Source organism: Kitasatospora sp. NA04385 (genome assembly GCF_013364235.1).
GTDB lineage: Bacteria > Actinomycetota > Actinomycetes > Streptomycetales > Streptomycetaceae > Kitasatospora.
Genome location: NZ_CP054919.1, coordinates 1,787,106 through 1,813,679, shown reverse-complemented (window position 1 = coordinate 1,813,679; position 26,574 = coordinate 1,787,106). Strand labels below are relative to the sequence as shown.

The following is a 26,574-nucleotide window of genomic DNA, read 5'->3' as shown; positions in this document are numbered from 1 at the left end:
GGAGGCGGGCCCGCTCAGGGCAGCACGTACCGCACGTTCTGCATCATGCCGAGGTCCTCGTGGTGCAGTTGGTGGCAGTGCGCGATGGCGTCGCCGGTGAAGTCCTCGTAGCGGACCAGGAAGGTCACCGACTCGCCGGGCGCGCCACCGGCCAGGCCGACGGTGTCGTGCCAGACCGGCGGGTCCAGCCGGACGCCGTTGCGGTGGGTCACCAGGAACGGGTTGGTGTGCAGGTGGAAGGGGTGGTTGAAACCGGGGGAGGTCTCGCCGGTGCGCACCGTCCAGCGTTCCGTGCGGCCCAGCGGCAGGACGTGGTTGACGTAGCCGGGGTCGTACAGGCCGTACGCCGGGTCGCGGCGCAGGTCGCCGCCCGGGTCGGCGGGCGGGGTGGGGTGGGTGCCGAGCACCCGGAAGGCGTCGGGGAAGGGCTGCGGGAAGACGCCCGGGTCGACGTGGAAGAGCACCTCCCGGTCCGGGCCGGTGACCTCCCGTTCGTCGAGGAACGGCCGGCCCGGCGGCAGGGCCGTCGGCAGGCCCATCGGCGGGACAACCGGCTCGCCCGCGACCTCGACGGTCAGCAGCGGCTCCGGCACCCGCGCCGCACGCAGCTCGTACCGCCCGGGCGCCCCGCCCCGGACCAGTACGTCCACCCGGTTGCCCATCACCAGCTCGACCGTTCGCGCGGGTACGGGGGCGGGCAGCGTCACCCCGTCCTGGGCGATCCGGTGCATCGTCAACGTGCCTCCGGGGCCAGTGAGTTGGAGTTGCAGTGCGGTGAACGCGGTCGCCCCCACCAGCCGCCACCGCTGTACCTCGCCCGGTCGCAGCGCCAGCACCGGGTTGACCGCGCCGTTGACGGTGAACACGGACGGCACCCCGGCCATCCAGGCCCCCGAGGTGAACGGCGGCACCCGGCCGCCGCGCAGCTTCAGCTCGTTGACGCACACCACCACGTCCGCGGCGGCCCGCACCTCCGGCACCTCGTCCACGTCCCCCTCGACCACGATCACCCCGGCCATGCCCCCGGCCAACTGCTCGGCGGTGGAGCCGTGCAGGTGCGGGTGGTACCAGTACGTCCCGGCCGGGTGGTCGGCGGGGACGTGCACCACCGAGCCGTAGCGCGGCTCCGGGTCGCCGTCCGCGGCGCGCGGCGCGAACTCCCGCAGCACGTTGTCGGCGTGCCCGGCGGGGGAGACGTGCATCCCGTGGGTGTGCAGGTTGAAGCTGTTGGGACGGTGCGGCATCCGGGCGCCGTGCCCGCCCCCCGCGGGGTTCGGCGGCAGCCCGTTGACGTGCGTCAGCAGCAGGGTGTCCCCGGCCCGCACCCGCAGCGTCGGCCCCGGGAAGGCCCCGTTGTAGGCGCGGACGACGGCCTTCCCGTACCCCGGGACGTCGACCTCGGCGAACCGGACGTCCAGCACCTGCTCCAGCACCGAGGGCACCCGCCCCGGCACCGGCCGCCGCCCCGCCACCACCGGCTGCGGGAAGCCGCCCGGCCCCGCGGCCGCCCCCGCCGCCACCGCCCGTCCCGCTCCCGTCCCCGTCCCCGCCCCCGCCACCGACACGAGACCGGCCACGGCGGCCGTCCTGAGCACCGATCGCCGACTGATCCCGACACTGTCTCCCATAACCGCGCAATATATGACAATCCATCTGTTCGTCGGATGCGCCGCACCGCGCGGGGAGGCGGGAGGGGGGAAGGCGGAGTGTGCGGCGATCCCGCCGCGCCGACCGGTGGCAGACCGGTGGCCGACTGGTGGCCGATCGGTGACCGCCGACGCCCCGCACGCTTTTGACGCGGACACCGGAATTTCCGGTCGTGCGTCCCCGACTCCGGATATCCGGCGCCGCCGAACCGGTTTCTCGGCCCGGTTATCGCCCCGTATGTCGCACACGTCCCATGCCTGTGCCATCTGCCCCAACCGGAATTCCGAAGGGTTTCTGGCGTCAATTCGGCTGACTGGTAAGGTCCCTGTCGACAAGCCAGATCGGGGGGGACGGCTTCTTGCCCGCTGCACCCATGTCTCCGAACCACTTTGGAATGGGCGTCACCGCACGGGCAGGCCGGCAACGGTTCCGCGGAGAGCGTCCGAGAATCGGCGCACCATGCGTACCAGGACCATGAAACTGACCGTCGCCGCTGTTGCCGCGGCCGCCGCTCTCGCGCTGACGGCCTGCGACCCGGAGGGCGAGGACCCGTCCGGCGAGGCGGCGGGTGCGAGCGGCGGCGCGGCGGCCTCCGCCCCGGCCGCGGGCGGCACCGGCTCCACCTCGACGGGCGGTACGACCGGTGGTGCGACCGGCGGCACCAAGGGCGGGGCGACCTCCTCGGCGGCCGCGACGGGCGGTTCCACGAGCGGCGGCTCCACGGCGGGCGGTTCCACGGCCGGTGGTTCCACGGCGGGCGGCTCGGCGGGCGGCGGCAAGGTGACGCAGGCCGCCCAGGCGGTGAAGATCGGCCAGCCGGCCACGGTCGACTTCGCCGACAGGCAGGCGAACATCACCACCAAGCTCCAGATCACCGTCACCGGGGTCGAGATCGGCTCGATCAAGGACTTCCAGGACGCCAAGGCCCCGACCGCCAACGCCGAGGGCCACACCCTGGTCTACGTCAGCTACACCATCAAGAACCTGGGCGACGCCAGCCTCTCCTTCACCGCACCGGACTCGGCGTTCGTGGTGGCCGACGCCACCGGCCGCAACGGCGTCTTCCTGACCCCGACCGGTTCGACGCCGGTGGCCAAGTGCGTCCCCGCGAAGGTCCAGGGCGTCAAGAAGGGCATGGAGACCAAGGGCTGCACCATCATCGGGCTCGCGGGCACCGGCAACACGCCCGCCCAGGTCGGCTACACCGAGATGGCCGACAAGCTCAAGCTCCAGGCGTCCTGGACGAAGTGACGCCCGGTGCCGTTCCCGCGTCGCGACCCGTGCACATGGTCTGATGAAACGTCAGGGTCGCGGGCGCGGAGAGCGAGGCTGGTCGGGCATGCAGATCGCGGTCATCGGGGCGAACGGCGCGATCGGCCGGTGTGTGGTGACCGAGGCGCTGGCCCGGGGGCACCGGGTGACGGCGGTGGTGCGGCGGCCGGAGGAGTACCAGGGGCTGGCGATCAGCGTGGAGCGCGGGGACGTGCTGGACCCGGCGGACGTGGAGCGGGTCGCGGCGGGGCGGCAGGCGCTGGTCAGCGCGGTCGGCGGCGGGGACGGCCCGGGCCGGGGCCGGCTGGTGGAGCCCGCCGCGCACGCGCTGGTCGCGGGGCTGCGGCGGCTCGCGGACGCGGCGCCGCGCCTGCTGGTGGTCGGCAGCGCGGGCAGCCTGACCACCGCGTCGGGCGCACCGCTGTGGGACGACCCGGCGGTGACGCCCCGCCAGTTCGAGCTGATGCGCGCGCACGGCCGGGCCCTGGACTACCTGCGTACGGTGCGCGACCTCGACTGGACGGTGCTCAGCCCGCCGCGGAACCTGCTCCCGGGCGAGCGCACCGGCGCCTACCGCTCCGGCACCGACGACCTGGTGACGACCCCGGACGGCCGGTCCGCCCTCTCGCTGCCGGACCTCGCGGTCGCCGTGGTCGACGAACTCGAACACCCCGCCCACCACGGCGAACGCTTCACCTGCGCCTACTGAACCCCGCCCGGGCCGGACTCCTGCAGCGGCGCGCCCTTGGGGCACCAGGTCGCGCGCTTCACCGGGCGCCGTGCCGGGCGAGGGGTCAGCCGAGCTGGACGGAGCGCTTGGCCAGGCCCATCCAGAAGCCGTCGATGACGCTGCGCTGCTCGCCGAGGTCGGCCTCGCCCGCGCCGAGGGTGACGAAGAGCGGGGCGAAGTGCTCGGTGCGGGGGTGGGCGAGGCGGCCGGCGGGGGCCTTGTGCTCGAAGTCGAGCAGGGCGTCGAGGTCGCGGGCCTCCAGGGCGCGGCGGCCCCAGTCGTCGAACTCGGCCATCACCGAGGTGACCCGGCCGTCGGGGGAGAGGGCGCGCAGGTTGTGGGTGAAGAAGCCGGAGCCGACGATCAGGACGCCCTCGTCGCGCAGCGGGGCGAGCTTGCGGCCGATCTCCATCAGCTCGCGCGGGTCGAGGGTGGGCAGCGAGACCTGGAGGACGGGGACGTCCGCGTCCGGGTACATCTCGACCAGCGGGACGTACGCGCCGTGGTCCAGCCCGCGGTCCGGCACGTCCTGGACGGGGGTGCCGGGGGCACTGAGCAGCTTGCGGACCGAGGCGGCGAGCTCGGGCGCGCCGGGGGCGGCGTACTGCACCCGGTAGTAGTGCTCGGGGAAGCCCCAGAAGTCGTACACCAGCGGGAGGGGGCGGACCGCGCCGATCGCCAGCGGGGCCTCCTCCCAGTGCGCGGAGACCATCAGGATCGCCTTGGGGCGGGGCAGCTCGGCGGACCAGGCGGCGAGCTGGCCGGGCCAGACGGGGTCGTCGGCGAGCGGGGGCGCGCCGTGCGAGAGGTAGAGGGCGGGCATGCGCTCGGTGGTGGGGGTGCTCATGGGTCCGTCCTCCGGTAGCCGACCTGTAGTTCAAATTTGAACCTTACGGCTTCGAAGGTACACCTGAGTTCGAATTTGAACAACCGGAGTAGACTGCGGGGCATGGACGATCCCCGCTGGCTCGACGAGACCGAGATGGCCGCCTGGCGCGGGTTCGTCGCGGCCACCAACCTGGTCGCCCGCCGCCTGGAGCGCCAGCTCAAGGAGGACGCGGGGCTCTCCCACACCCAGTACGAGATCCTGGTCCAGCTCTCCGCCGCCCCCGGCGGCTCGCTGCGGATGACCGACCTGGCCGACCGCCTGATCACCTCCAAGAGCGGCCTCACCTACCAGGTCACCCAGCTGGAGAAGGCCGGCCTGGTCGCCCGCCGCTCCTGCCCGAGCGACGTGCGCGGCGTCTTCGCCGAGATCACCGACCAGGGCTGGACGGCGCTGCGGGCCGCCGCCCCCGGCCACGTCGCCGCCGTCCGCGAGGCCCTGATCGACGTCCTCACCCCGGCCCAGCTGGCCGCCCTCGCCGAGAGCCTCGGCACCGTCAGCGACCGCCTGCGCGCCGCCGACTCCTGACCCCGGCGCCGGTCAGAGGGCCGCCGCCCGTACGCACAGCACGTCCGGCAGGTGGGAGGCGAGCAGCGACCAGTGGTCGCCGCCGTCGGGGGAGCCGTAGACCTCGCCGTTGCGGTTGCCGAAGTAGACGCCCGCCGGGTCGCCGTCGTCGGTGCACAGCGCGTCGCGCAGGACCACGCCGTAGTGCGCCTCGGCGGGCAGGCCGGTGTCCAGCGGCTGCCAGGTCTCGCCCGCGTCGGTGGTGCGGAAGACCCGGCAGCGGCGGTCGACGGGCAGCCGGGCGTAGTCGGCGTCCAGCGGGAACAGGTACGCGGTGCCGGGGGTGCGCGGGTGCGCGGCGACGCCGAAGCCGAAGTCGGCGGGCAGGTCGCCGGCGATCGACTTCCACGTCCGCCCCGCGTCGTCGCTGCGGTACACGCCGCCGTGGTTCTGCAGGTACAGCCGGTCCGGGTCGCCCGCGTCCCGGGCGATCTTGTGCACGCACTGGCCGAACTCGGGGAACCGGTCGGGCAGGAAGTCGGCCCGCACGCCCAGGTTGGACGGCCGCCAGCTCAGGCCGCCGTCGGCGGTGCGGTAGGCGCCGCCGGAGGAGACCGCGACCAGCAGCGCGTCCGGGTTCCGCGGGTCGGTGAGGACGGTGTGCATGCCCTGGCCGCCGAACCCGGCGCCCCAGTGCTCGCGCTGCGGGTGGTCCCACAGCCCGTCGACCAGGGCGAAGCTCTCGCCGCCGTCGGCGGAGCGGAACAGCGCGGCCGGTTCGGTGCCCGCGTACACCACGCCCGGGGCCTCGTCGCCGGCCGGCTGCAACTGCCACACCCGCTCCAGCGAGGCGCCGGTCCGCTCGGGGAACTTCACCGCCGGTCGCGCGGGCTCCTGCCAGCTCGCGCCCAGGTCGTCCGACCACCACACCGAGGGGCCCCAGTGGCTGCTGTCCGCTCCGACCAGCAGCCGGGTGCGGCCGCCGCGACGGTCGACGCCCACCGCGTAGACCGCGTTCATCGGGAAGTGCGGGCCGCTGAACTCCCACGTCCCGCGGTCCGAACCGCGGCCCAGGAACAGGCCCTTCTGCGTGCCGACGGCCAGCAGGAAACCCCGGGCATCCCGTGCATCGTTCATCGTCGAACCCATCCGGAGACTCGGTCGTAACGCGGTCTCGCAGCAGTGTGCTCCACGCCACCGACACTCGCACGGCAGCACGCCGCGGCCGGACCGGCGCGGTGCGGGCAGGCGCGGCACGGCACGGCACGAAAAAGGCGGGGCGCCCGGAGGAGTGTTCCTCCGGGCGCCCCGCCCCCGGGCCCCGCCGTGCGGGCCCGGGTCAGTTCTGGGCGGACTTCTGGGCGGCCACGCCGGCGTGGACCTCTGCCATGTCCAGCTTCCGGGCCTGACCGATCAAGTCCTCCAGGGCGGCTTCGGGGAGCGCGCCGGGCTGGGCGAAGACCAGGACGCCCTCGCGGATGATCGCGAGGGTCGGAATCGACCGGATGTCGAACGCCGCGGCGAGCTCCTGCTGGGCCTCGGTGTCGACCTTGGCGAAGGTGATGTCCTCGTGCTTGTCGGACGCCCGCTCGAAGACCGGCGCGAACTGGCGGCAGGGGCCGCACCACGCCGCCCAGAAGTCGATCAGGACGAACGCCTTGCCGTCCTCGCCCTGGACCACCTCGTCGAAGTTGTCCTTGGTCAATTCCACCGTGCTCATCATCGCCACCTGCCTCTCGCGCCTCCGGCCCCGCCGTTCGGGCCCTTCGCCCGGCACAACCCCGCCACCTGCGGAACTATTCCGGCGGCGACGGCGGTGAACACCCGGGACCAGCCGTACGTACCCCCGGACGAACCGGTCGAACCAGGTCGGACCGCCCGGCGGCCACCGCCCCACCCCGCTCGCCGGTCGGGACGGCGGCGCGTCCCCTCGGCGGCGGTCAGCAACTCGCCCCGGACGGCCGGTCGTTGCACCGCCGACCCCCCGCACCGCGCCCGGCGGAACGGGCAGGAGGTGCGGCGCGGGCGCCCGCGCCGCACCCCCGTCACGGTTATCGACACGAGCCGCCCCGGACTTGAGAGCCCGCACCGGCCCCGCGCCCCCCGCCCGCCGGGTCCGATCCCCGTCCACATCCCCGTCCACGTCCACGCCGCCGACCACGCCGCCGACCGGTCCGGCGCGGCACACTGGGAGTGAGGAGGCCACGCGGGCCCGGGAATCGCCCGCCGCGGGGCGCGTGGACGGCGGCCATGAACCAGATCCCCCTGCTCTGCCCGCGCTGCGGCCGACCGCAGCGGATCGTCCACGGCGAGGGCCCCCACCGGCCGGTGCGGGTGGTGCACACCGAGACCGGTCGCGAATCCTGCGAGGAGCCGGCCGAACCCGACGGCGGCGCCGCCGGGGAGGCCCCGGCCGACGTCTGACGCACCGGCCTCCGCCGCTGCCGAAGGCCCGCACCCGGCCCGTACCCGACCCGCGCCCGCCCATCGCCCCGTGCCCGCCTGGCCGTTGCGGCCCGGGCGTCGCACCCTGGAAGGACCGGTCCGAACACCCTGCACGCACCCGGGAGGTGGCGGCCATGATGAGGACGCTGGTCGGATGGCACGTCGAGATGGAGTTCCAGGAGGACGGCGACCACACCAGGGCCGCCGCGCTGGTCCGCCTCTCCGACGGCACGGAACTGCGCGGCCACGGCAGCTCCACCAGGCACCAGGCCGACAGCCCGCAGCTGCGGGTCGGCGAGGAGGTCGCCGGGGCCCGCGCCCTCAACGACCTCGCCATGCAACTGCTCACCAAGGCCCACGACGAGGTCGCCCGGCCCACCGGCGACCCGATGGCCCCGCTGATGTGGCGCGACGTGACCTGACCGCACCCCGGGACCGATCACGCGCCCCGGGGCCGATCACGCGCCCCGGGGCTGATCGTCGGATCAGAGTTCGTCCAGCGGCACCGCCGGGTCGGCCAGCCGGTCCGGGTCCACCGCTCGCCCGGAGCGGACCAGTTCGCGGATCGGGTCGGTGACGTCCCAGACGTTGACGTTCATGCCCGCCAGCACCTTCCCGCCGGACAGCCAGAACGCGATGAACTCCCGCCCGGCGACGTCGCCCCGGAACACCACCCGGTCGTAGCCGCCGGGCTCCGCGTACCCGGTGTACTCCATGCCCAGGTCGTACTGGTCGGTGAAGAAGTACGGGACGCGGTCGTACACCGCGGCCTTGCCGAGCATCGAGGCGGCCGCCACGGCCGGCTGGTTGAGCGCGTTCGCCCAGTGCTCGACCCGGATCGGCTTGCCGAACAGCGGGTGGAAGGCGTTCGCCACGTCGCCCGCCGCGAACACGTCGGGGTGCGAGGTGGCCAGGTGCTGGTCGGTGCGCACCCCGTTGTCGACGGTCAGGCCCGCGTTCTCGGCCAGCGCCGTGTTCGGGCTGATGCCCACGCCGACCAGCAGCACGTCCGCCGGGACGGTGCCGCCGTCGCCCAGCCGCACCCCGTCCGCCCGCAGCTCCGCCACCTCGACGCCGAGACGCAGGTCGACGCCGTGCGCCCGGTGCAGGTCCGCGAAGACCTGCGCGGCCTCCCGGCCCAGCACCCGCAGCAGCGGCAGCTCGGCCGACTCCAGCACCGTCACCTCCGCGCCGGCGGTCCGGGCCGCGGCTGCCGCCTCCAGGCCGATCCAGCCCGCGCCGACCACCACCACCCGGGCCCCGGGACGGAACGCGGCCCGCAGCCCCTCGCTGTCGCCGACCCGCCGCAGCGTCCGCACGAAGTCCCCGTCGCCGCCCGGCACCGGCAGCGTGCGCGGCGCCGAACCGGTGGCCAGCAGCAGCTTCGAGAACGGCAGCCGCTCCCCGCCCTCCAGCGTCACGGTGTGCCCCGCCGGGTCGATCGCGCTGACCGCCGTGCCCAGCCGCAGCACCACCTCGTGCTGCTCGTACCAGTCGGCCGGGTGGACGTAGATCTTCTCCTTCTCCTCCTTGCCGAGCAGGTACCCCTTCGACAGCGGCGGCCGCTCGTACGGGCGCTCCGCCTCGTCGCCGACCAGGGTGACCGGCCCCCGGTAGCCCTCCGCGCGCAGCGCCTCGGCGGCCTTCGCCCCGGCCAGGCTCGCCCCGACGATCACGATCCCGGTGTCCATGCCCACGTCCTTCCCACAGCGGTGTTCCCCGGTAGCCCTCCTGCCCGACCATGGCACCCGTACGCGTCCGACCGGGGGACCCGCGCCGGTCGGACGCGTACGGCCCGGCCGGGATTCGCCCGCGAGGCGGACCGCGCTCCGGCGGGGCCGTCCGCCTAGGCTGGGGCGGGTCCGGCCGTCCGGCCGGCGGAGCGTCGAAGGGAGCCCGCGGGATGGTGGAGCGAACGGCCACGGTGCGCTGCGTGCCCGCGGTGCCGTGCTGGGTCGGCCTGACGGCGCGCGACCTGTCGGTCGCGCGCGACTTCTACGGGCCGCTGCTCGGTTGGGAGTTCGTCCCCGGCCCGGACCGCTGGGGGCCCTACCTGCGCGCGGTCGTCGACGGCGTCGAGGTGGCCGGCCTGAGCGTGCTCAGCACCGACTGGGAACGCCCGGTCGCCTGGACCACCTACTTCGGCATCGAGAGCGCCGACCGGGCCGCCGACGGCGTCCGCGAACGCGGCGGCACCCTCGCGGTCGGCCCGCTCTCCTTCGACGCGGGCCGGGTCGCCCTGGCCGCCGACCCGTTCGGCGCGACCTTCGGCATCTGGGAGGGCGAACCCGCCGACCCCCGCCCCGGCGACGCCCCCTGGATCGCCCGCCCCGGCGCCCCCGCCTGGATCGAACTGCGCACCGCCGACCCGTTCGCCGCCGCGCTCTTCTACGGCGAGGTGTTCCGCTGGGACGACCGCGACCCGGCACTGTTCGAGGTCCGCTTCGAGCACGAGCGCGTCGTCCTGCGCTCCGAGCACCACAGCGTCGCCGCCCTGCGCGCCGCCCGGGACCTCGCCCCGCACTGGGAGGTCTTCTTCGCCGTCCCCGACACCGACGCCGCCGCCCGCCATGCCACCACCCTCGGCGGCCGGGTGCTGGACGGCCCCGCCGACTCCCCCTACGGCCGCGTCGCCCGCCTGGCCGACGCGGAGGGCGGCCACTTCTCGATCCTCGGCCCCGCGGTCTGACCGGAGGGCCCCGGCCGGGGCCCGCTCAGTGCCCCACCGGGAGGAACAGCCGGTGCATCGCCTCCGGGAGCTCGTCGGGGTGGGTGACCGGGCGGTGGAAGTCGAAGCGGGCGTCCAGGGTGCCGTCGCCGAGGAGCAGGCGGACGCGCAGGCCGCGGCGGTCGAGGGCGATCGGGCGGACCTCGTGCAGGTGGTCGGCGGTGGGGCGGTGGTGCTCCAGGGCGTTCGCGCCGAGCAGCAGGAGCTGGTCGGCGTGCGCGGCGGCCAGGTGCTGGAGCAGGCAGGCCTCCTCCGCGGCGACGGGGTCGGGCGCGGCGGCGGCCACCTCGTCCGGGTCGATGCAGCACTCGGAGCCCCACAGGTCGTCCAGCGCCAGGTGATCGAGCTCCAGCCGGAGCAGCACGCCGGTCCGGTCCGCGTGGCCGTGGCCGTGGCGGGGGAACAGCGCGGCGGCGCTCTCGCCGGGGGAGCGGGAGAGCAGGCCCTGGGCCTGGAGCCGGCCGCGGACGCGGTGCGGGACGGCGACGGGGGCGACGTCCACGCAGTCGAGTTCGGCGGTGAGCGGGCCGCGGGCGAGCGCGGTGATCCGGTGCAGCGCCGACTCGCGGCCGACCAGCACCGCCACCGAGCCGTCCGGCCGCAGCGCGCAGGCGACCTGCGGGGGCAGGCCGGGACGGGCGGTGAGGTCGGCGCCGCGGACGTCGAGGACCGCCGAGGAGGCGAACTCCAGCAGGGTGCGGGCGCGTTCGGCGGCGGACGGGCGGCGGGCGGGCTGGGGCAGCACGTGGAGCCTCCTTCACGATTAGGTAAGGCTAACCTAATCAAGAAGGGGGTCGGAGGTCCAGTACCGGGGGGCGCTCAGTCGCCGATCCGCTCGGCCGGCGCGCCCAGCATCCGCAGCACCAGCTGCCCGTACCGCCGTCCCAGCTCCTCGGGGGACTCGCTGCTGCGCTCGCTGTACCAGCGCGAGACGTCGATGCCGAGCGAGGTGACCGCGCGGGCCGCGGTGCGCTGGTCGGGGACGCGGAACAGCCCGGCCGCCACCCCGTCCGCGAGGATCCGCAGCACCGTCTCCTCGATCCGGATCCGCAGCTCGGCGACGGCCGCGAAGTCCTCCGCGGGCAGCGCGTGCAGCTCGTGGTTGACGATCCGGCCGACGGTGTGGCCGCGGGCGTGCCAGACGGTGAAGGACTCGGTCAGCGCGCGCATCCGCTCCACCGGGTCCGCCCCGGTGCGCTCGGCCCGCTCCACCAGCTCCAGGGTGGCCCGGTGGCCGGTGCGGGAGATCTCGGCGAGCAGCGCCGCCTTCGACGGGTAGTGGATGTACAGCGCGGCGGGGCTCATCCCGGCGGCGGTGGCGATGTCCCGGGTGGTGGTGGCGTGGTAGCCGCGGCGGGCGAAGGAGTCCACGGCGGCCAGCAGCAGCCGCCGGGCGGCCTCGGTGCTCTCCCCGGGCCAGAGCGCGGCGGTCGCTGGGTCGGTCATGGGCTCATCCTCCCAGACGGCTCCGGCCCGGCCCGGCGGGTCGGGCTGTTGACAGTGTGGCCCGCCGCCAAGATGCTGAGCAAGCGCTTAGTCACATCGGTTTCGAGAGGTGCGGGGTACGAGGATGGCTGTGTCGTTCGAGGGCAAGGTGGCCGTGGTCACCGGTGCGAGCCGGGGCATCGGGTTCGGCATCGCCCGGGAGCTGGTCCGGCGCGGGGCGAAGGTCTGCCTCACCGCGCGCACCGAGGAGACCCTGACCGAGGCCGCGAAGGCGCTCGGCGGGCCCGGGCAGGCGATCGCCGTCGCCGGGAAGTCCGACGACGCCGCGCACCAGGAGGAGACCGTCGCCCGCGTGCTGGAGTCCTTCGGCCGGCTCGACCTGCTGGTCAACAACACCGGCATCAACCCGGTCTACGGCCCGGTGCTGCACACCGACCCGGCCGCCGCCGCGAAGATCCTCGCCGTCAACGTGCTCGCCCCGCTGGCCTGGACCCGCCGCGCCCACGCCGCCTGGATGGCCGAGCACGGCGGTGCCGTCGTCAACGTCGCCTCCATCGCGGGCATCCGCTCCTCCCTCGGGATCGGCATGTACGGCGTCTCCAAGGCCGCGCTGATCCGCCTCACGATGGAGCTCGCCGCCGAACTCGGCCCCGACGTCCGGGTCAACGCGGTGGCCCCCGCCGTGGTCAAGACCAAGTTCGCCGCGGCCCTCTACGAGGGCCGCGAGGAGGAGGTCGCCAGCGCCTACCCCCTGGGCCGCCTGGGCCTGCCCGAGGACGTGGCCGGAGCCGTCGCCTTCCTGCTCTCCGAGGACGCCGCCTGGATCACCGGCCAGACCCTGGTGGTGGACGGCGGAGTGACCCTCGGCGGCGGCCTGTAAGAACGGCGAAATCAGGGGCTCGGGGAACGGCGAGCCCGTGGCTGCTGCCGGTGCACTGCCGCCCAGCGCATCGGCTTCGGGTTCGGTCAAAGACACGCAGCATCGACCCGCCGTTCCCCGAGCCCCTGGTTGGTCCCCCTTGTCAGCGGTACTTCCTCAGCTCGCGGCGGGCGAGCGAGCGCTTGTGCACCTCGTCGGGCCCGTCGGCCAGTCGCAGGGTGCGGTTGCCGGCCCAGAGTTGGGCGAGCGGGGTGTCCTGGCTGACGCCGGCCGCGCCGTGGGCCTGGACGGCCTTGTCGAGGATCCACTCGACGGTCGACGGGACGACGATCTTGATGGCCTGGATCTCGGTGTGCGCGCCGCGGTTGCCGACGGTGTCCATCAGCCAGGCGGTCTTCAGCACCAGCAGCCGGGCCTGCTCGATCCGGACCCTGGCCTCGGCGATCCAGTCCTGGACGACGCCCTGGTCGGCGAGCGGGCGGCCGAACGCCACCCGGGAGCCGACCCGGCGGCAGGTCAGCTCCAGGGCGCGTTCGGCGATGCCGAGGGCCCGCATGCAGTGGTGGATGCGGCCGGGGCCGAGGCGGGCCTGGGCGATGGCGAAGCCGCCGCCCTCCTCGCCGATCAGGTTGGCGACGGGCACCCGGACGTCCTCGAAGAGGATCTCGGCGTGCCCGCCGTGGTCGTCGTCGGGGTAGCCGAACACCCGCATGCCGCGCAGCACCCGGACGCCCGGGGCGTCGCGCGGGACGAGGACCATCGACTGCTGGCGGCGGGCCTCGGCACCGGGGTCGGTCCTGCCCATCACGATGAGCACCTTGCAGTCCGGGTTCATCGCCCCGGTGATGTACCACTTGCGGCCGTTGACCACGTACTCGTCGCCGTCGCGCTCGATCCGGGTGGTGATGTTGGTGGCGTCGGAGGAGGCCACCTCCGGTTCGGTCATCGCGAAGGCGGAGCGGATCTCGCCGTCGAGCAGCGGTCGCAGCCAGCGCTCGCGCTGCTCCGGGGAGCCGAACTGGGCGAGCAGTTCCATGTTCCCGGTGTCCGGGGCCGCGCAGTTGAGCGCGGGCGGGGCCAACAGGACGGAACGGCCGGTGAGTTCGGCCAGCGGCGCGTACTGGAGGTTGGTCAGCCCGGCGCCGGGTCCGCCGGGCAGGCCGTGCTGGTCCGTGAAGAAGAGGTTCCACAGGCCGCGGGCCTTCGCGGCGGCCCGCAGGTCGCCGATCACCGGTGGGACCGACCACGGCTCGCGCCCCGGGTCGGCGAGCTGGGCGGCCAGCACCGGTTCGGCGGGGTGGACGAACTCGTCCATGAAGGAGCCGAGTTCGCCGAGCAGCTCGGTCGTCCTGGCGTCGTACCCGAAATCCATGTCTCAGCCCTCCAGCGATTCGAGCCCGAACTCCACGAACAGCGGGACCAGTTCGCCGACCCGGTCGAAGCCCGCGCCGACCGTGCCGCCCCGGGTGTAGCGGAAGTGGATGCCCTCCAGGACGACCGCCAGCTTGAACGAGGCGAAGGCGACGTACCAGCCGAGCCCGGAGACGTCCCGGCCGGAGGCGTCCGCGTAGCGCCGGACCAGTTCGGCGGTGGACGGGAAGCCGGGCGCGAGGGCCGCGCCGGGGAGCGATCCGTCGAAGCGGCGGGCGAGTTCGGTGTACATCACCAGCAGGCCCAGGTCGGTGAGCGGGTCGCCGACGGTGGACATCTCCCAGTCCAGCACGGCCGCGATCCGGTCCTCGGCGTCCACCAGGACGTTGTCCAGCCGGTAGTCGCCGTGCACCAGCGCGGGGGAAGGGGAGGCGGGCAGGGCGTCGGCGAGGCGGCGGTGCAGCTCGTCCGCGCCCGGCACCTCGCGGCTCCGCGAGGCGTCCAACTGCTTCCCCCAGCGCCGCAGTTGGCGCTCCAGGAAGCCCTCGGGGCGGCCGAAGCCGGCCAGGCCGATCCCGTCCGGGTCCAGCGCGTGCAGGGCGACCAGGGTCTCCACCAGGCGCACCCCGAGGGCGTGCACCCGCGGTTCGCCGAGCGCGGCCAGCGCCTTCGCGTCCCGGTGGGCGGTGCCGGGGACGTGCTCCATCAGGTAGAACGGCGCGCCGATCACCCCGGTGTCCTCCACCAGCAGCACCGGGCGGGGCACCGGCACCGCCGTCCCGGCCAGCGCGCCCAGCACCCGGTACTCGCGGCCCATGTCGTGCGCGGTGGCCAGCACGTGCCCCAGCGGCGGGCGGCGCAGCACCCAGCGGGAGGCGCCGTCCTCGACCAGGTACGTCAGGTTGGACCGCCCGCCCTCGAACAGCCGGGCGGTGAGCGGCCCCGCGAGCGGCACCGGCAGGGCGGCGTCCAGGTGGGCGCGCAGCCTCTCCAGGTCGATTCCGGGCGGAGCGGCGGTGGTCATCGGGGGCACCTCGCAGAGGGTCGGAACGTGCTGACTAAGCGCTTGCTCAGGATCGGCCCGGCGGCGGCGCTTGTCAACGAGCGGCAGCGGGGCGGACGTGCGGGCGCCCGCCCGGAACGGCGTCCCGGACGGGCGGCGGTGGCGGTGGCAGGGGCGAGGGCGCGGGGTCAGCGGGCCACGGCGGCGGCCACCCGGTCACCGAGGGTCCGGTCCACGTTGCGCCAGTACTGCAGGGCCCGCTCCAGCACCGGCGCCGACACCCCGTCCTGCAGGTGCCCGGCGATGTTGGCCACCAGCCGGTCGCGCGCCGCGTCGTCCAGCACCTCCCGCACCAGCGTCCCGGCCTGCCCCCAGTCGTCGTCCTCCCGGTGCAGCGGGTACGCCTCGCGCACCATCCTCCCCGCCACGTCCCAGCCGATCTCCCCGCCCCACAGCGACGGGTCGGCGGCCGGCCCGCCGTACGAGTTCGGCGCGTACGGCCGCGCGGTGCGGGCCGCGTCGAACCGCATCGGCCCGTCCTTGCTGTACGAGTGCACCGGCACGTGCGCCCGGTTCGGCGGCAGCTGCGCGTAGTTCGGGCCGATCCGGTACCGGTGGGTGTCCGGGTAGGAGAAGATCCGGCCCAGCAGCATCTTGTCCGGCGACACCCCGATGCCCGGCACCAGGTTGGACGGCTCGAACGCGGCCTGCTCGATGTGGACGAAGTGGTCCTCCGGGTTGCGGTTCAGGGTGAACCGGCCCACCTCGATCAGCGGGTAGTCGCCGTGCGGCCACACCTTGGTCAGGTCGAACGGGTTGAACCGGTAGTCCCACGCCTCGTCGAACGGCATCACCTGCACGTGCAGCGTCCAGGACGGGTGCTCGCCGCGCTCGATCGCCTCGAACAGGTCGCGCCGGTGGTAGTCGCCGTCCGCGCCCGCCAGCCGGTCCGCCTCCGCCTGGGGGAGGAACTCGTTGCCCTGGTCGGTCCGGAAGTGGTACTTCACCCAGAACCGCTCCCCGGCCGCGTTCACCCACTGGTAGGTGTGCGAGGAGAAGCCGTCCATGTGCCGCCAGGACTTCGGGATGCCGCGGTCGCCCATCAGCCAGGTCACCTGGTGCGCCGACTCCGGGGAGAGCGTCCAGAAGTCCCACTGCATGTCGTGGTCGCGCAGCCCGTTGTCCGGGCGGCGCTTCTGCGAGCGGATGAAGTCCTGGAACTTGAGCGGGTCGCGGACGAAGAACACCGGCGTGTTGTTGCCGACCAGGTCGTAGTTCCCCTGCTCGGTGTAGAACTTCAGCGCGAAGCCGCGCGGGTCGCGCCAGGTGTCCGGCGAGCCCATCTCGCCCGCCACGGTGGAGAACCGGGCCAGCATGTCGCACCGCTTGCCGGGCTGGAACAGGTCCGCCCTGGTGAACCGGCTGACGTCCTGCGTCACCTCGAACGAGCCGTACGCGCCGCTGCCCTTGGCGTGCACCACCCGCTCCGGCACCCGCTCCCGGTTGAACTGGGCCATCTTCTCGATCAGGTAGTGGTCGTGCAGCAGGACCGGGCCGACCGGGCCCGCGGTCAGCGAGTGCTCGTCGCTCTCGACCGGGACGCCGGTGTTGTTCGTGGTGAAGGGCACGTGCTGGGACATCGGGGGAATCCTCCTCGGGCGCCCGGGCCGGGACGCCGTAGCCGCGCGGCGGCGGGGGTCGTCCACCGCGACTGCACTCCACTCGAACACCGGCCCGGGCCGCCCACAACCGCAGCGCCCCCGCCCGCCGGACCCTCAGGACCCCGGCGCGGCGCACCCGTTCGGGAACCACGGCGCCGCCGACCGGCACGGCACCCCCGCCGCGCGGAACAGCGCCCCGCGGGGGCGGCGCCCGGCCGCCTCAGCCCCCCGAGGAACCGTCGCCGCCCGCGGCCCGTCGGCCGGGCCCGCCCGCCGGAGCCTGGGCCGGCGCCTGCGCGGGCGGCACCTCGACCGGCACCTCGACCGGGGCGCCTGGGCGGGGGCCTGGTCGCCTGCTCGGGTGNCTGGACGGCCGGCGGGGGCGTCTGCGGGGTGGGGTCCTGGGCCGCCGGGGCCTGCGCGGTGGCCTGGGCGCCCGGCTCCGCCGGGTCCGCCGGTGCCGCTGATGCCGCCGGGTCGGCCGGAGTCGACGCGCCCGCCGAGGCGCTCGCCGAAGCACCCGCCGAGGCGCTCGCCGAGGCGCCCGCGCTCGGCACCCCGCCGCCCGCGCCGCGCAGCGTCGCGATGTCGACGCCCACCGGGTCGCCCAGCGAGGTCACCGCGTAGAAGGTGCCGTGCGGGTCCGCCACCGTGTGCCCGGTGGCCTCGCCGGGCCCGCGGTCGCCCGTGTACCGGTACAGCGGGTGGCCCTTGTACAGCACCTGCGCCGTCCCGTCCGGCAGCGCCGCCGCGCCCAGCAGCCCGTCGTCCACGCCCGGCCCGGCCAGCGGGAACCCCGGCGTGGTGACCGGCGGCCAGGACTTCGCGCACTCGTCCAGGCAGCTCGCGTGCACCGAGGTGTCCGCGCCGTACAGGTACAGGGTGCGGCCCTGCGCGTCCACCAGGACCGGGCCCAGGCTGCCCACGCCGGCCAGCCCCACCCGGGTGCCCGCCGAGGACGCGAACGTGGACACGGACGGGGAGGAACTCGCGGACGGCGCCGCCGCGGACGGGGAGCCCGCGGCGGGCGGGGCGTTCAGGTCCGCGGACGCCGAGCAGGCCGTGGCGGACAGGGCGGACAGCGACAGCACCGCGGCGGCGGCGGCACGACGGGTACGGGGCATCGGGGCTCCAGGGGACGGCGCGGCACTGGACACCATCCACTCCCGCCGCCCGCCGCCCGGCCACTCCAGAGCCGGGCCGCTCCGCACCAGGGGGGACCAGGTTGCCCCGGAAGGCCCACCCGGCAGCGGCGGACGGACACTGGAGGAGTACCGCTCGCAGGGGCACCGCTCGCCCGAGGGGGCACGCCCATGACGCCCACCACACCCGCGGCCACCGGGCCGACCGATCCCGCCGACCCCCGACCCGCGATCCGGGTCCGGGGCCTCGGCAAGCGCTTCAAGGACCTCGTCGCCCTGGACGGCGTCGACTTCACCGTCCCGCCCGGCACCGTGTTCGGCCTGCTCGGGCCGAACGGCGCCGGGAAGACCACCACCATCCGCATCCTCACCACCATCATCCGGCCCACCGCCGGCCGCGCCGAGGTGCTCGGCACCGACGTCGCCGCCCACCCCGCCGCCGTCCGCCGCCTGATCGGGCTCGCCGGGCAGTACGCCGCCGTCGACCCCAACCTGACCGCCCGCGAGAACCTCCGGCTGATCGGCCGCCTCACCCAGCTGCCCCGCCACCGCCGCGACCCGCGCGCCGCCGACCTGCTCGCCCGCTTCGACCTCACGGCCGCCGCCGACCGCCCGGTGCGCACCTACTCCGGCGGCATGCGCCGCCGCCTCGACGTCGCCGCCGCGCTCGTCCCCGAACCGCCCGTGCTGTTCCTCGACGAGCCCACCACCGGCCTCGACCCGCAGAGCCGCACCGCCCTGTGGGAGCTGATCCGCGAACTCGTCGCCGAGGGCACCACCGTCCTGCTCACCACCCAGTACCTGGAGGAGGCCGACCGGCTCGCCCAGCGCGTCGCCGTCCTCGCCGAGGGCCGGGTGGTCGCCGACGACAGTCCGCGCGCGCTCAAGGCCCGCCTCGGCACCACCGTCCTCGAACTCGGCATGGGCGAGGACCCGCGCGCCGTCCGCGCCGAGACCCTGCTCGCCGACCGGCTGCCGCAGCGCCCCGAACGCGACGGCGCGGTGCTGCGCCTGCCCAGCCCCGACGGCTCGCTGCTGCTGATGGACGTCCTGCACGCGCTGGAGGCCGAACGGCTCACCCCGCGCACCATCGCCGTCCGCGAGTCCAGCCTCGACGACGTCTACCTCGCCCTCACCGGCCACCGCACCGAGAGCCCACGGCCATGACCACCACCACCCTGCGACCGCCCCCGGCCGACCGCCTGCTCGCCCCCGTCCGGGACGGGCTGGCCGTCGCCGGGCGCAACCTGATCGCGCTGCGCCGGGTGCCCCGCTTGCTGATCTTCTCCACGGTGCAGCCGATCGTCTTCGTGCTGATGTTCCGCTACGTGTTCGGCGGGGTGGTCGGCGCGGTCCTGCACGGCGTCTCGTACGTCGACTACCTGATGCCCGGCGTGTTCGTGCAGGTCGTCGTGTTCGGCGCGGTCAACACCGCGATCGGCCTGGCCGGCGACCTGCAGACCGGGCTGATGGAGCGCTTCCGCTCGCTGCCGATGGCCCGCTCCGCGGTGCTCTCCGGGCGGACCACCGCCGACCTGGCCCGGAACGTGTTCGTGGTCGCGCTGATGACCGGCGTCGGCTTCCTGGTCGGCTTCCGCATCCACAACGGCGTCCTGGCGTTCCTGGCCGGCGCGCTGCTGGTGCTGGCCTTCGGGTTCGCGATGTCCTGGGTGTTCGCCGTGGTCGGCCTCGCCGTCGGCGACCCCGAGACCGCGACCGCCGCCGCGTTCCCCGTCCTCGCGCCGCTGGTCTTCGCGTCCTCCGCGTTCGTCCCCACCGCGACCATGCCCGGCTGGCTGCAGGTCTTCGCCAACCACCAGCCCGTCACCATCACCGCGGGCGCCGTCCGCACCCTGATGATCGGCGGGCCGCTCGGCACCCAGGTCTGGCAGGCGCTCGCCTGGGACGTCGGCATCGTCGCCGTCTTCGCCCCGCTCGGCGTCTGGCTCTACCGCCGGGCGGTCTGACAGGAAGGCGCGGGCTCCGGCGGTGCCGACGAACGGGTAGAGGAGCTCGTCGTCGGTCCGGCCGTGGACGGGGGTGCCGACGTGACCCAACTCCTGCACCGCGCGGCGGAGTTCGTCCGGGGCGTGCGCGGTGGCGCGTGGCGGGCGGGCCGTCAGCCGTCCGTCCGCTCGTGCAGCCAGGCGGACGCGGACTCCTTGAGGTCGCGTTCCAGCTCGCTGCCCCTGGTCGCGAAGACCCGGCCCACCGGGTAGCCGGTGGCCTCCAGCAGGTAGGCGAGGGCCGCGTACTCCCGCGGGTGCCGGTCGACCGCCCGCGGGTCGACGTCGACGGGGCCGGCCGGGAAGGTGAACGAGGCGAAGTCGTAGACGCTCTTGCGGTCGCTGATCCGCCACACCCCGTCCCGCTTCTCCAGGCGGTCGACGAACCGGTTGTGGCCCTCGCAGCCGAGCCGGAGGTCGGTGTTCTCGCCGATGATGACGGCGTTGGTCTCGCTGACGGCGCGGGTGCCGTCCGCGGAGAAGGTCACCACGGGCGCGGTGATCAGGTGCTTGGTGCGGAAGGCGGAGGCCCCCATCCGGGCGGACGCGTCGACGAACTCGTGCGCGGGCCCCTCGAACCAGGTGATCTCGATCCGGCTGTCCGGGTGGAAGAGGCCCTTCAGCCGCTCCCAGTCGCCCAGGTCGCGGTGGATCCACCCGGTCATGAGGTCGGCGATGTCCTGTCGGTCCTGAAGTGTCGTATTCGTCGTCACCCGTCCAGTGTTCGCCCCGGTGAACGATGGGTCCAACCGAAAGATACGATCCGACGATCGGCCGGAACGATCGACGGGAGGCGGTCCGTGGAACTGCGGCACCTGCGCTACTTCGTCGCGGTCGCCGACGAACGGCACTTCGGCCGGGCCGCCGCCCGGCTGAACGTCACCCAGTCCACCCTCAGCGCCCAGGTGCAGGCCCTGGAGCGCGAGGTGGGCGGGCGGCTGTTCACCAGGACCAGCCGGAGCGTCGAACTGACCGAGGCCGGCGAACTGCTGCTCCCCGCGGCCCGCCGCACCCTGGCGCAGGCCGACCGGGCCCTGCGGGCCGCCCGGCAGTCCGTGCGCGGCGAGACCGGGACGGTGCGGATCGGCTTCTCCGGCGTCGCCGTCCTCCAGGGCGTCCTCCCCGAGGACCTGCACGACTTCCGCCTGGCCCACCCCCGGGTCGGACTCGCCCTGACCGAGCTGCCGCCCGCCGCCCAGGTGCAGGCGGTGCGCGACGGCACGCTCGACCTCGGCTACTGCCCCGACCTCGCCCTCGGCGACGCCGACGGCCTGCGGGTCACCCGCCGCGCGCCCACCCCGCTCTCCGTCGCGCTGCGCGCCGACCACGAACTGGCCTCCGCCGCCACGGTGACCGCCGCCGCGCTGGCCACCCACGACCTCATCGTCTTCGCCGGCCGCGAGGAGGACGAGACCGTCCTGTCCCGGATCCGGCCCGCCGCCGAGAAGGACCGCGCCCGGGTCCGCGTGGTCGGCAGCACCCTCGGCGTCCTCGCCCTCGCCTCGGCCGGCGCGGGCGTGGCCCTCGTCCCCGCCGCCACCGAACGGATCACCCTGCCCGGCCTCGTCTACCGCCCCCTGCACGGAACCGCACCGGGGCCGGACCTCCTGGTCATCGGGCGCCCCGACGAGACCTCCGGAGCGGTCCGGGCCTACCTCCGCGCCCTCCCCGCCCCCTGACCCGCCCCCACCGACCGCCCTACGCCACCGTCCGCCCCCACACCGTCCGGTCGCCGCCCCGCCAGGCCACCAGGTCAGGGTCGTCCAGGTCGGGCTCGGCGACGCCCGCGTGCCGGATCAGCTCCACTACGTCCTCGGGCCCGGTCGCCCGCCCCACCGTCCGCCCGTAGATCTCCACCCGCCGGTACGGCCGCTCCCCGCGGGTCGGCGGGCGGACCACGACCGGCGGGTGGAATATGTCTCCGGACTCGCTCATGCCTCCAGTGTCCCGCGCCCCGCGCGCAACGGCCCCTCGGCGTCACCCTGTGCATCCGGGTCGACGCCGAGGGTGGTTCCCCGCGCCCGCCGCCCGGCCCGTCGGCCCGGTCCGGGTCAGCGGGCCAGCAGGTTGACGGCGGTGCGGAAGAGCGGCGGGAGGGCCGCGGCGAGCGGGACGATGCGCGGGCCCAGCCAGGGCTGGTGGCGGGCGGCCAGCAGGGCGGCGGTCAGCAGCCGGTAGGGGCGGGTGGCGCGGTGCCAGGCCCGCTCGTAGGCGGCGGGCCGACCGGCGGCCAGGCAGTGGACGGCCGCCTCGGCGGAGGCCAGGGCCAGCGCGACGCCCTCGCCGGTCAGCGCGTCCAGGTACCCGGCCGCGTCGCCGACCAGCAGCACCCGGCCGCGGACCGGGCGCCCGCCCGCTGCCGCAGCGGGCCCGCGCCCGCACCGGACCGGCCGGCGCGCCGCCCAGGCGCTCCGCCAGGGCCGGGAAGGCGGCGAGCTGCCGGTCGAACGGCAGGCGCGCGGTGCCCAGCACGGCGACCCCGACCGTCCCGTCCGCGACCGGCGTCACGTACGCCTCGGCGTGCCGCGACCAGTGCACCTCGACCAGGTCGCTCCACGGCCGCACCGCGAAGTGCCGCCGCTGCCCGTACCTGGCCGGGTGCCGCCCGGCGGCCGGGAGGTGCAGGCCGAGGGCGCGGCGGACGGGGGAGTGCAGGCCGTCCGCCGCGATCAGGTGGCGGGCGGTCAGCCCGCCGACGCTGACCGCCTGCTGGGTGAGGCGCAGCCCGTCGGCCCGGGTGGTGAGGCGGTGGACGCCGAGCTGCTCGGCCCGGGCGGCGAGCGCGGCGTGCAGGGCGGTGCGGCGCACGCCCAGGCCGTGGCCGGTGCGGAACCGGGCCTCGGCGGTGCGGGCGCCGTCCGCCGACAGGTAGCGGATGCCCGCGAACGGGCGGCCCTCGACCTCGACGCCCAGGCGCTCCAGGGCCCGCACCGCGCCCGGCATCAGACCTTCGCCGCAGGCCTTGTCGATCGGCGTGGCGCGCGGCTCCAGCACGGTGGCGGACAGGCCCGCCCGGGCGGCGTGGATCGCGGCGGCCAGCCCCGCCGGGCCGCCGCCGACCACCAGCAGGTCGATCACGCCGCGGCCCGGCAGCGGATCAGCGCGGCGTCCTCGCAGCGCAGCCGGGCGGCCAGCAGCCAGGCGTTCAGCGCGGTGAAGCAGAACGCGGTCACCCAGGCGGTGTGCACCAGCGGCAGCGCGAAGCCCTCCACCACCACCGCCAGGTAGTTGGGGTGCCGCAGCCACCGGTACGGCCCGCCGCTCACCAGCGGCAGGCCCGGCACCACGATCACCCGAGTGTTCCAGCGCGGCCCCAGCGTCCGGATGCACCACCAGCGCAGCCCCTGCGCGCCCAGGGCCAGCGCCAGCATCGGCCAGCCCAGCGCGGGCACGAACGGCCGTGCCGCGTAGTGGACTTCGAGCAGGCAGCCGGCCAGCAGCGCGGTGTGCAGCAGCACCATCGCCGGGTAGTGCCCGCGCCCGTACTCGACCCCGCCCCGGGCCAGGCTCCAGGCGGCGTTGCGGCGGGCGACCAGCAGCTCGGCCAGCCGCTCCACGGCGACCAGCGCGATCAGGACGGTGTAGGCAGTTTCGCTGTTCATCGGCAACTACCAGCGCAGGAGGACGAGTTCGGAGGCGAAGCCGGGCCCGAGCGCCAGCATCAGCCCGTACGAGCCGGGTGGCGGAGGGGAGTCGGCCGCGAGCACGTCCCGCAGGATGTGCAGCACGGACGCCGAGGAGAGATTGCCGCAGCGCGCCAGCGAGGCCCGGCTCGGGGCCAACGCGGCTGCCGACAGGCCGAGTTCGGACTGCAACGCGTCCAACACCCGTGGCCCGCCCGGGTGGCAGATCCAGGCCGTCACGTCGCCCGGCTTCAGGTCGTGCGCGGCCAGGAAGGAGGACACCTCCTCGCCCACGAACAGGCTTACCAGCTCCGGGAGTTCGGCGCCCAGCAGGATGCGGAAGCCGGAGTCGCCGACCTCCCAGCCGAGCAGCCGCTCGGTGCCCGGGTACAGCCGGCTGCGGGTCGCCACCACCTCGGGGCCCGCGCAGTCGACCGCGTCGCCCACCGCGACCAGCGCGCCCGCGCCGTCCCCGAATAGGGCGGTGGCCAGCAGGTTCGCCGCCGAGGTGTCGGCGCGTTGCAGCGTCAGCGAACACAGCTCGGTGGCCAGCAGCAGCGCCGCCCCGTCCGGACGGCCCGCCAGCAGCCCGTCCACCGCCGCCACCCCCGCCGCCCCGCCCGCGCAGCCCAGCCCGAACAGCGGCAGCCGCCGGACGTCCGCGCGCAGGCCCAGCCGGGGCGCCAGCCGGGCCTCCAGGGAGGGCGCGGCGACACCCGTGACGGTCGTCGAGACCACGAAGTCGACCCGCTCGGAGGGGAGTCCGGCCTCGCGCAGCGCACCCGTGGCGGCCCGCTCGGCGAGTTCCGCCGCGGCCACCAGCCAGGCGTCGTTGGCCCGGCCGAAGCCCTCCAGCTCCGGGTACCGCTCCACCGGGAACGCCAGGTGCCGGAACTCCACGCCCGCACCCGCCGCGAACCGCTCCGCGAGGGCCCGCGTCCGCCCGCCCCCGCCTTCGCTCCCGCCTTCGTTCCCGCCCTCGCTCCCGGCCCCGGGCCCGTTCCCGTCCGGGCGCAGCGCCGCCACCGCCCCGGCCAACTCCCGCTGCCCGTAGCGGTGGGCCGGGAGCACTCCGTGCACAGCCGCGATCCGAGTCACCGGCCCAGGATAGGGAAAACTCCGCCTGAACCGGGCAATTCGCCCGGCCGGGCGCGTCCCCGGCGATGACACCCCGTCAGGGGATCGGGTCCGTCCGGACCGGCTTCCCGTCCGCGTGGACGGGCAGGGCCGGTGGGACGGGTGGGACGGGTGCTTGCCGGTGTCCGCACCCCGGGCACCGGCAGCGGCGGCCGTGCGCCGTCAGTCGTGCGCCGCCAGTGCCGCGGCGAACCAGGTGACCGGCTTGGTGTCGGTGCGGGCGTTGGCCCAGGCGGCGAGGCGGACGGCGAAGTACGCGGCGGCCGTGGTGGGCGGGTCGGTCATGCGGCCAGTCGTAGCAGAGGACCGGTCACCGGCGCAGGGTGCTCCAGCCGCGGGTGATCTCCGCGCGGACGTCCTCCTGCGGGGCGTCGGTGAGCAGGGCCAGCAGGGCCGCGCCGTCGGTCGGGCGGTCGGACGGGTCCGGGGTGAGGGCGCGGGTGACGACGGCGGCCAGCGCCGGGTCCAGGGCGCGGACGGCGGCCAGCGCGGACGGCTCGGGGCCGGTGTCGACGATGCGGCGGATCACCCCGCCGGTGCTGGTCGCCGCGAACGGGCTGGAGCCGTGCGCCGCGCACACCACGCAGCAGGCCCAGGCCCAGACGTCCGCGGCGGTGCCGACCGGCTCGTCGCCGAACTGCTCGGGCGCCATGTAGGTGAGCGTGCCGGGGCCGGCGCCGGTCGCGGTCAGCCGGGTGCCGTCGACCAGCGCGGCGATGCCGAAGTCCAGCAGCCGCGGCCCGGCCGAGGTGAGCATGACGTTGGCGGGCTTGAGGTCCCGGTGGACCAGCCCGAGCCGGTGCACCCCCGAGAGCGCCACGGCCAGCGCCAGCGCGAGCGCCCGCAGCGCCTCCGGCGCGCGCAGCGGGCCGAGTTCGCGCAGGTGGGCGTCGAGCGGCCGCCCGTCCAGCAGCTCCATCGCCAGGAACGGGCGGCCCGCGTCCACCCCGGTATCCAGCACCCGGGCGGTGTAGGCGCCCGGCACCATCGCCAGCACCTCCGCCTCCCGCCGGAACCGGCGTAGCAGGTCGGGGTCGTCCAGCAGGTCCAGGTTGATCGTCTTCAGCGCGACCTGGGTCGCCGCGCCCTCCCGCTGCGCCAGGTACACGGTGCCCATCCCGCCCGCGCCGATCCGTCCCAGCAGCCGGTACCCGCCGATGCCGCGCGGCTCGTGCCCGTGCAGCGGCTGGTGCGGCACCCGGACGGCGGCGGGCCCGGGGGGCGCGGGCGGGGGAACGGGTGTGGCGGACGCGGGCGCGGTGGCCGGTGCGGTGGGCGCGGTGGCCGGTGCGGTCGGTGCGGTGGCCGGTGCGGTGGGTGCGGCGGCGGGCACCGGCTCGGGGCGCGGCGGGAACACGATGACCGCGGCCGGCCCGGTCAGTGCGGGCAGCCGGCGGGCGGAGACCAGCGCGACCGCCTGGAACGCCACCCCGGCCAGCACCACGCCCACCGGCAGCACGGCCACCCCGAGCACGGCCAGCAGCCAGAACCGGACCAGGCCCCCGCGGCGGAGCCGCCCGTCCTCGGCCACCGCCGCCGGCATCCCGACGGTCAGCAGCCGGCGCCGGGCCAGGTGGCCCAGGAGCAGCCACAGGGCCAGCGCCGGTGCGGCCACCAGCCACAGTTCGAGCTGCGCGGCGCCGTTGCGCAGATGCATCTCCCGCTGGAGGCCGGACAGGTCGGCGAACGCCGCCGGCATCCGCAGCCCGAGGCCGATGCCGGGTATCTCCGTGAGCAGTGCCACCAGCAGCGCCCCGAACACCGCGCAGGCGGCCAGCTCCGCCACCACCGCCCCCGGCAGCGGCCCGGCCGTACCCGCACCCGTACCCGCGACCATGGCCGACGACCGTGCCCGGAAGGCGCCCTGGGCCCTGCGGAGCAGCGGCAGCGAGAGCAGCCGGACCACCAGCGCGAGCAGCAGGACGAACGGCACGGAGACGTCGAAGGGGTGGAACGCCACGTTCGGGTCCTCCGGGCGGATCGGCGGCAGGGCAACCAGAGCGTAGCGGCGGCACTCCGGAAAGCACCCCGAACCACCGATCCCACCAAGGATCTTGACCATTCGTTCATGTCCCGGCCGGTGATCCGCC

General features: G+C 75.3%; 27 protein-coding genes and 2 pseudogenes. 11 read left to right on the top strand and 18 right to left on the bottom strand.

Going from position 1 to position 26,574, the window contains the following annotated elements:
- Positions 1 to 14 precede the first annotated feature (14 nt).
- The gene (locus HUT16_RS07835; RefSeq protein ID WP_176186771.1) at positions 15 to 1,577 is read right to left on the bottom strand and encodes a multicopper oxidase family protein; all 1,563 of its coding nucleotides are present in this window, start codon (positions 1,575 to 1,577) and stop codon (positions 15 to 17) included.
- A gap of 529 nt (positions 1,578 to 2,106) precedes the next feature.
- Here HUT16_RS07835 and HUT16_RS07830 point away from each other — a divergent pair.
- A complete protein-coding gene (locus HUT16_RS07830) occupies positions 2,107 to 2,898 on the top strand; it encodes a hypothetical protein (RefSeq protein WP_176186769.1) in 792 nt (263 codons plus the stop codon).
- Between the two features lie 88 nt (positions 2,899 to 2,986).
- Complete coding sequence (locus HUT16_RS07825; protein ID WP_176186767.1) at positions 2,987 to 3,628, top strand: NAD(P)-dependent oxidoreductase; 642 nt, start codon at positions 2,987 to 2,989, stop codon at positions 3,626 to 3,628.
- An 85-nt stretch (positions 3,629 to 3,713) separates the two neighbouring features.
- On the opposite strand, the gene HUT16_RS07820 is transcribed toward HUT16_RS07825, so the two are convergent.
- Positions 3,714 to 4,496, bottom strand: coding sequence for a dioxygenase (locus tag HUT16_RS07820; protein ID WP_176186765.1), 783 nt, complete (start codon positions 4,494 to 4,496; stop codon positions 3,714 to 3,716).
- A gap of 102 nt (positions 4,497 to 4,598) precedes the next feature.
- Between HUT16_RS07820 and HUT16_RS07815 the strand changes: the two genes are divergently transcribed.
- Positions 4,599 to 5,063 (top strand): MarR family winged helix-turn-helix transcriptional regulator, encoded by a 465-nt coding sequence (locus HUT16_RS07815; protein ID WP_176186763.1) that lies wholly within the window; start codon positions 4,599 to 4,601, stop codon positions 5,061 to 5,063.
- A gap of 12 nt (positions 5,064 to 5,075) precedes the next feature.
- On the opposite strand, the gene HUT16_RS07810 is transcribed toward HUT16_RS07815, so the two are convergent.
- Together HUT16_RS07810 and trxA are read right to left on the bottom strand one after the other, a co-directional pair.
- Entirely contained in the window at positions 5,076 to 6,179 is a 1,104-nt protein-coding gene (locus HUT16_RS07810) for an exo-alpha-sialidase (RefSeq protein ID WP_176186761.1), read from the bottom strand.
- Between the two features lie 202 nt (positions 6,180 to 6,381).
- Complete coding sequence (gene trxA / locus HUT16_RS07805) at positions 6,382 to 6,819, bottom strand: thioredoxin (RefSeq protein ID WP_303392069.1); 438 nt, start codon at positions 6,817 to 6,819, stop codon at positions 6,382 to 6,384.
- Between the two features lie 473 nt (positions 6,820 to 7,292).
- Here trxA and HUT16_RS07800 point away from each other — a divergent pair, with 473 nt between their 5' ends.
- Both HUT16_RS07800 and HUT16_RS07795 read left to right on the top strand, forming a co-directional pair.
- Positions 7,293 to 7,466, top strand: coding sequence for a hypothetical protein (locus HUT16_RS07800; RefSeq protein ID WP_176186759.1), 174 nt, complete (start codon positions 7,293 to 7,295; stop codon positions 7,464 to 7,466).
- A 155-nt stretch (positions 7,467 to 7,621) separates the two neighbouring features.
- On the top strand, positions 7,622 to 7,909 hold the full coding sequence (locus tag HUT16_RS07795; protein ID WP_176186757.1) for a DUF1876 domain-containing protein: 288 nt from the start codon (positions 7,622 to 7,624) through the stop codon (positions 7,907 to 7,909).
- 63 nt (positions 7,910 to 7,972) lie between these two features.
- On the opposite strand, the gene HUT16_RS07790 is transcribed toward HUT16_RS07795, so the two are convergent.
- A complete protein-coding gene (locus HUT16_RS07790) occupies positions 7,973 to 9,178 on the bottom strand; it encodes an NAD(P)/FAD-dependent oxidoreductase (protein WP_176186755.1) in 1,206 nt (401 codons plus the stop codon).
- A gap of 212 nt (positions 9,179 to 9,390) precedes the next feature.
- On the opposite strand from HUT16_RS07790, the gene HUT16_RS07785 reads away from it, so the two are divergent.
- Positions 9,391 to 10,176 carry a VOC family protein gene (locus HUT16_RS07785; protein ID WP_176186753.1) on the top strand — a complete coding sequence of 262 codons (786 nt, stop codon included), beginning with the start codon at positions 9,391 to 9,393 and terminating at the stop codon, positions 10,174 to 10,176.
- 25 nt (positions 10,177 to 10,201) lie between these two features.
- Here the strand turns inward: HUT16_RS07785 and HUT16_RS07780 are convergent, their stop codons facing one another.
- A complete protein-coding gene (locus HUT16_RS07780; protein WP_176186751.1) occupies positions 10,202 to 10,960 on the bottom strand; it encodes a DUF2470 domain-containing protein in 759 nt (252 codons plus the stop codon).
- 74 nt (positions 10,961 to 11,034) lie between these two features.
- Positions 11,035 to 11,661, bottom strand: coding sequence for a TetR/AcrR family transcriptional regulator (locus tag HUT16_RS07775; protein WP_176186749.1), 627 nt, complete (start codon positions 11,659 to 11,661; stop codon positions 11,035 to 11,037).
- A 124-nt stretch (positions 11,662 to 11,785) separates the two neighbouring features.
- Between HUT16_RS07775 and HUT16_RS07770 the strand changes: the two genes are divergently transcribed.
- A complete protein-coding gene (locus HUT16_RS07770; RefSeq protein ID WP_176186747.1) occupies positions 11,786 to 12,541 on the top strand; it encodes an SDR family oxidoreductase in 756 nt (251 codons plus the stop codon).
- Between the two features lie 142 nt (positions 12,542 to 12,683).
- On the opposite strand, the gene HUT16_RS07765 is transcribed toward HUT16_RS07770, so the two are convergent.
- The 3 genes from HUT16_RS07765 to HUT16_RS07755 form a co-directional block, all read right to left on the bottom strand.
- A complete protein-coding gene (locus HUT16_RS07765; RefSeq protein WP_176186745.1) occupies positions 12,684 to 13,913 on the bottom strand; it encodes an acyl-CoA dehydrogenase family protein in 1,230 nt (409 codons plus the stop codon).
- 3 nt (positions 13,914 to 13,916) lie between these two features.
- Positions 13,917 to 14,936 carry a phosphotransferase family protein gene (locus tag HUT16_RS07760; protein ID WP_176186743.1) on the bottom strand — a complete coding sequence of 340 codons (1,020 nt, stop codon included), beginning with the start codon at positions 14,934 to 14,936 and terminating at the stop codon, positions 13,917 to 13,919.
- Between the two features lie 167 nt (positions 14,937 to 15,103).
- Positions 15,104 to 16,555, bottom strand: coding sequence for a catalase (locus HUT16_RS07755; RefSeq protein ID WP_176186741.1), 1,452 nt, complete (start codon positions 16,553 to 16,555; stop codon positions 15,104 to 15,106).
- A 414-nt stretch (positions 16,556 to 16,969) separates the two neighbouring features.
- Here HUT16_RS07755 and HUT16_RS38020 point away from each other — a divergent pair, with 414 nt between their 5' ends.
- Positions 16,970 to 17,203 carry a hypothetical protein gene (locus HUT16_RS38020; protein ID WP_254897695.1) on the top strand — a complete coding sequence of 78 codons (234 nt, stop codon included), beginning with the start codon at positions 16,970 to 16,972 and terminating at the stop codon, positions 17,201 to 17,203.
- Between the two features lie 32 nt (positions 17,204 to 17,235).
- Here HUT16_RS38020 and HUT16_RS39690 read toward each other — a convergent pair.
- Positions 17,236 to 17,700: pseudogene (locus HUT16_RS39690) on the bottom strand (hypothetical protein); the annotation flags it as partial.
- 189 nt (positions 17,701 to 17,889) lie between these two features.
- On the opposite strand from HUT16_RS39690, the gene HUT16_RS07745 reads away from it, so the two are divergent.
- Both HUT16_RS07745 and HUT16_RS07740 read left to right on the top strand, forming a co-directional pair.
- Positions 17,890 to 18,885, top strand: a complete 996-nt coding sequence (locus tag HUT16_RS07745) for an ATP-binding cassette domain-containing protein (protein WP_176186737.1) — start codon at positions 17,890 to 17,892, stop codon at positions 18,883 to 18,885.
- Complete coding sequence (locus tag HUT16_RS07740) at positions 18,882 to 19,685, top strand: ABC transporter permease (protein WP_176186735.1); 804 nt, start codon at positions 18,882 to 18,884, stop codon at positions 19,683 to 19,685. The genes HUT16_RS07745 and HUT16_RS07740 overlap by 4 nt, the downstream gene beginning before the upstream one ends.
- A 152-nt stretch (positions 19,686 to 19,837) precedes the next feature.
- On the opposite strand, the gene HUT16_RS07735 is transcribed toward HUT16_RS07740, so the two are convergent.
- Positions 19,838 to 20,437, bottom strand: coding sequence for a nuclear transport factor 2 family protein (locus tag HUT16_RS07735; protein ID WP_303392068.1), 600 nt, complete (start codon positions 20,435 to 20,437; stop codon positions 19,838 to 19,840).
- A gap of 87 nt (positions 20,438 to 20,524) precedes the next feature.
- Here HUT16_RS07735 and HUT16_RS07730 point away from each other — a divergent pair, with 87 nt between their 5' ends.
- Positions 20,525 to 21,403: a LysR substrate-binding domain-containing protein gene (locus HUT16_RS07730; RefSeq protein WP_176186731.1), complete on the top strand. Its 879-nt coding sequence runs from the start codon at positions 20,525 to 20,527 to the stop codon at positions 21,401 to 21,403.
- Between the two features lie 19 nt (positions 21,404 to 21,422).
- On the opposite strand, the gene HUT16_RS07725 is transcribed toward HUT16_RS07730, so the two are convergent.
- The 6 genes and pseudogenes from HUT16_RS07725 to HUT16_RS07705 form a co-directional block, all read right to left on the bottom strand.
- Positions 21,423 to 21,659 (bottom strand): hypothetical protein, encoded by a 237-nt coding sequence (locus tag HUT16_RS07725; RefSeq protein WP_176186729.1) that lies wholly within the window; start codon positions 21,657 to 21,659, stop codon positions 21,423 to 21,425.
- Between the two features lie 116 nt (positions 21,660 to 21,775).
- Positions 21,776 to 22,802, bottom strand: a pseudogene (locus tag HUT16_RS07720) (NAD(P)/FAD-dependent oxidoreductase).
- The gene (locus HUT16_RS07715; RefSeq protein ID WP_176186727.1) at positions 22,799 to 23,326 is read right to left on the bottom strand and encodes an isoprenylcysteine carboxyl methyltransferase family protein; all 528 of its coding nucleotides are present in this window, start codon (positions 23,324 to 23,326) and stop codon (positions 22,799 to 22,801) included. Before HUT16_RS07715 ends, HUT16_RS07720 begins: the two are co-directional and overlap by 4 nt.
- 6 nt (positions 23,327 to 23,332) lie before the next feature.
- Entirely contained in the window at positions 23,333 to 24,445 is a 1,113-nt protein-coding gene (locus tag HUT16_RS07710) for a type III polyketide synthase (RefSeq protein ID WP_176186725.1), read from the bottom strand.
- A gap of 201 nt (positions 24,446 to 24,646) precedes the next feature.
- Positions 24,647 to 24,769, bottom strand: coding sequence for a hypothetical protein (locus HUT16_RS39165; protein WP_303392067.1), 123 nt, complete (start codon positions 24,767 to 24,769; stop codon positions 24,647 to 24,649).
- 25 nt (positions 24,770 to 24,794) lie between these two features.
- Positions 24,795 to 26,444, bottom strand: coding sequence for a serine/threonine-protein kinase (locus tag HUT16_RS07705; protein WP_176186723.1), 1,650 nt, complete (start codon positions 26,442 to 26,444; stop codon positions 24,795 to 24,797).
- Positions 26,445 to 26,574 lie beyond the last annotated feature (130 nt).

What these genes read in the sequence shown, in the direction of transcription:
- HUT16_RS07830 (WP_176186769.1), top strand. Translation starts at nt 2,107, where the DNA reads ATGCGTACCAGGACCATGAAACTGACCGTCGCCGCTGTTGCCGCGGCC.
- HUT16_RS07825 (WP_176186767.1), top strand. Translation starts at nt 2,987, where the DNA reads ATGCAGATCGCGGTCATCGGGGCGAACGGCGCGATCGGCCGGTGTGTG.
- HUT16_RS07820 (WP_176186765.1), bottom strand. Translation starts at nt 4,496, where the DNA reads ATGAGCACCCCCACCACCGAGCGCATGCCCGCCCTCTACCTCTCGCAC.
- HUT16_RS07815 (WP_176186763.1), top strand. Translation starts at nt 4,599, where the DNA reads ATGGACGATCCCCGCTGGCTCGACGAGACCGAGATGGCCGCCTGGCGC.
- HUT16_RS07810 (WP_176186761.1), bottom strand. Translation starts at nt 6,179, where the DNA reads ATGAACGATGCACGGGATGCCCGGGGTTTCCTGCTGGCCGTCGGCACG.
- HUT16_RS07800 (WP_176186759.1), top strand. Translation starts at nt 7,293, where the DNA reads ATGAACCAGATCCCCCTGCTCTGCCCGCGCTGCGGCCGACCGCAGCGG.
- HUT16_RS07795 (WP_176186757.1), top strand. Translation starts at nt 7,622, where the DNA reads ATGATGAGGACGCTGGTCGGATGGCACGTCGAGATGGAGTTCCAGGAG.
- HUT16_RS07790 (WP_176186755.1), bottom strand. Translation starts at nt 9,178, where the DNA reads ATGGACACCGGGATCGTGATCGTCGGGGCGAGCCTGGCCGGGGCGAAG.
- HUT16_RS07785 (WP_176186753.1), top strand. Translation starts at nt 9,391, where the DNA reads ATGGTGGAGCGAACGGCCACGGTGCGCTGCGTGCCCGCGGTGCCGTGC.
- HUT16_RS07775 (WP_176186749.1), bottom strand. Translation starts at nt 11,661, where the DNA reads ATGACCGACCCAGCGACCGCCGCGCTCTGGCCCGGGGAGAGCACCGAG.
- HUT16_RS07770 (WP_176186747.1), top strand. Translation starts at nt 11,786, where the DNA reads ATGGCTGTGTCGTTCGAGGGCAAGGTGGCCGTGGTCACCGGTGCGAGC.
- HUT16_RS07765 (WP_176186745.1), bottom strand. Translation starts at nt 13,913, where the DNA reads ATGGATTTCGGGTACGACGCCAGGACGACCGAGCTGCTCGGCGAACTC.
- HUT16_RS07760 (WP_176186743.1), bottom strand. Translation starts at nt 14,936, where the DNA reads ATGACCACCGCCGCTCCGCCCGGAATCGACCTGGAGAGGCTGCGCGCC.
- HUT16_RS07755 (WP_176186741.1), bottom strand. Translation starts at nt 16,555, where the DNA reads ATGTCCCAGCACGTGCCCTTCACCACGAACAACACCGGCGTCCCGGTC.
- HUT16_RS07745 (WP_176186737.1), top strand. Translation starts at nt 17,890, where the DNA reads ATGACGCCCACCACACCCGCGGCCACCGGGCCGACCGATCCCGCCGAC.
- HUT16_RS07740 (WP_176186735.1), top strand. Translation starts at nt 18,882, where the DNA reads ATGACCACCACCACCCTGCGACCGCCCCCGGCCGACCGCCTGCTCGCC.
- HUT16_RS07725 (WP_176186729.1), bottom strand. Translation starts at nt 21,659, where the DNA reads ATGAGCGAGTCCGGAGACATATTCCACCCGCCGGTCGTGGTCCGCCCG.
- HUT16_RS07715 (WP_176186727.1), bottom strand. Translation starts at nt 23,326, where the DNA reads ATGAACAGCGAAACTGCCTACACCGTCCTGATCGCGCTGGTCGCCGTG.
- HUT16_RS39165 (WP_303392067.1), bottom strand. Translation starts at nt 24,769, where the DNA reads ATGACCGACCCGCCCACCACGGCCGCCGCGTACTTCGCCGTCCGCCTC.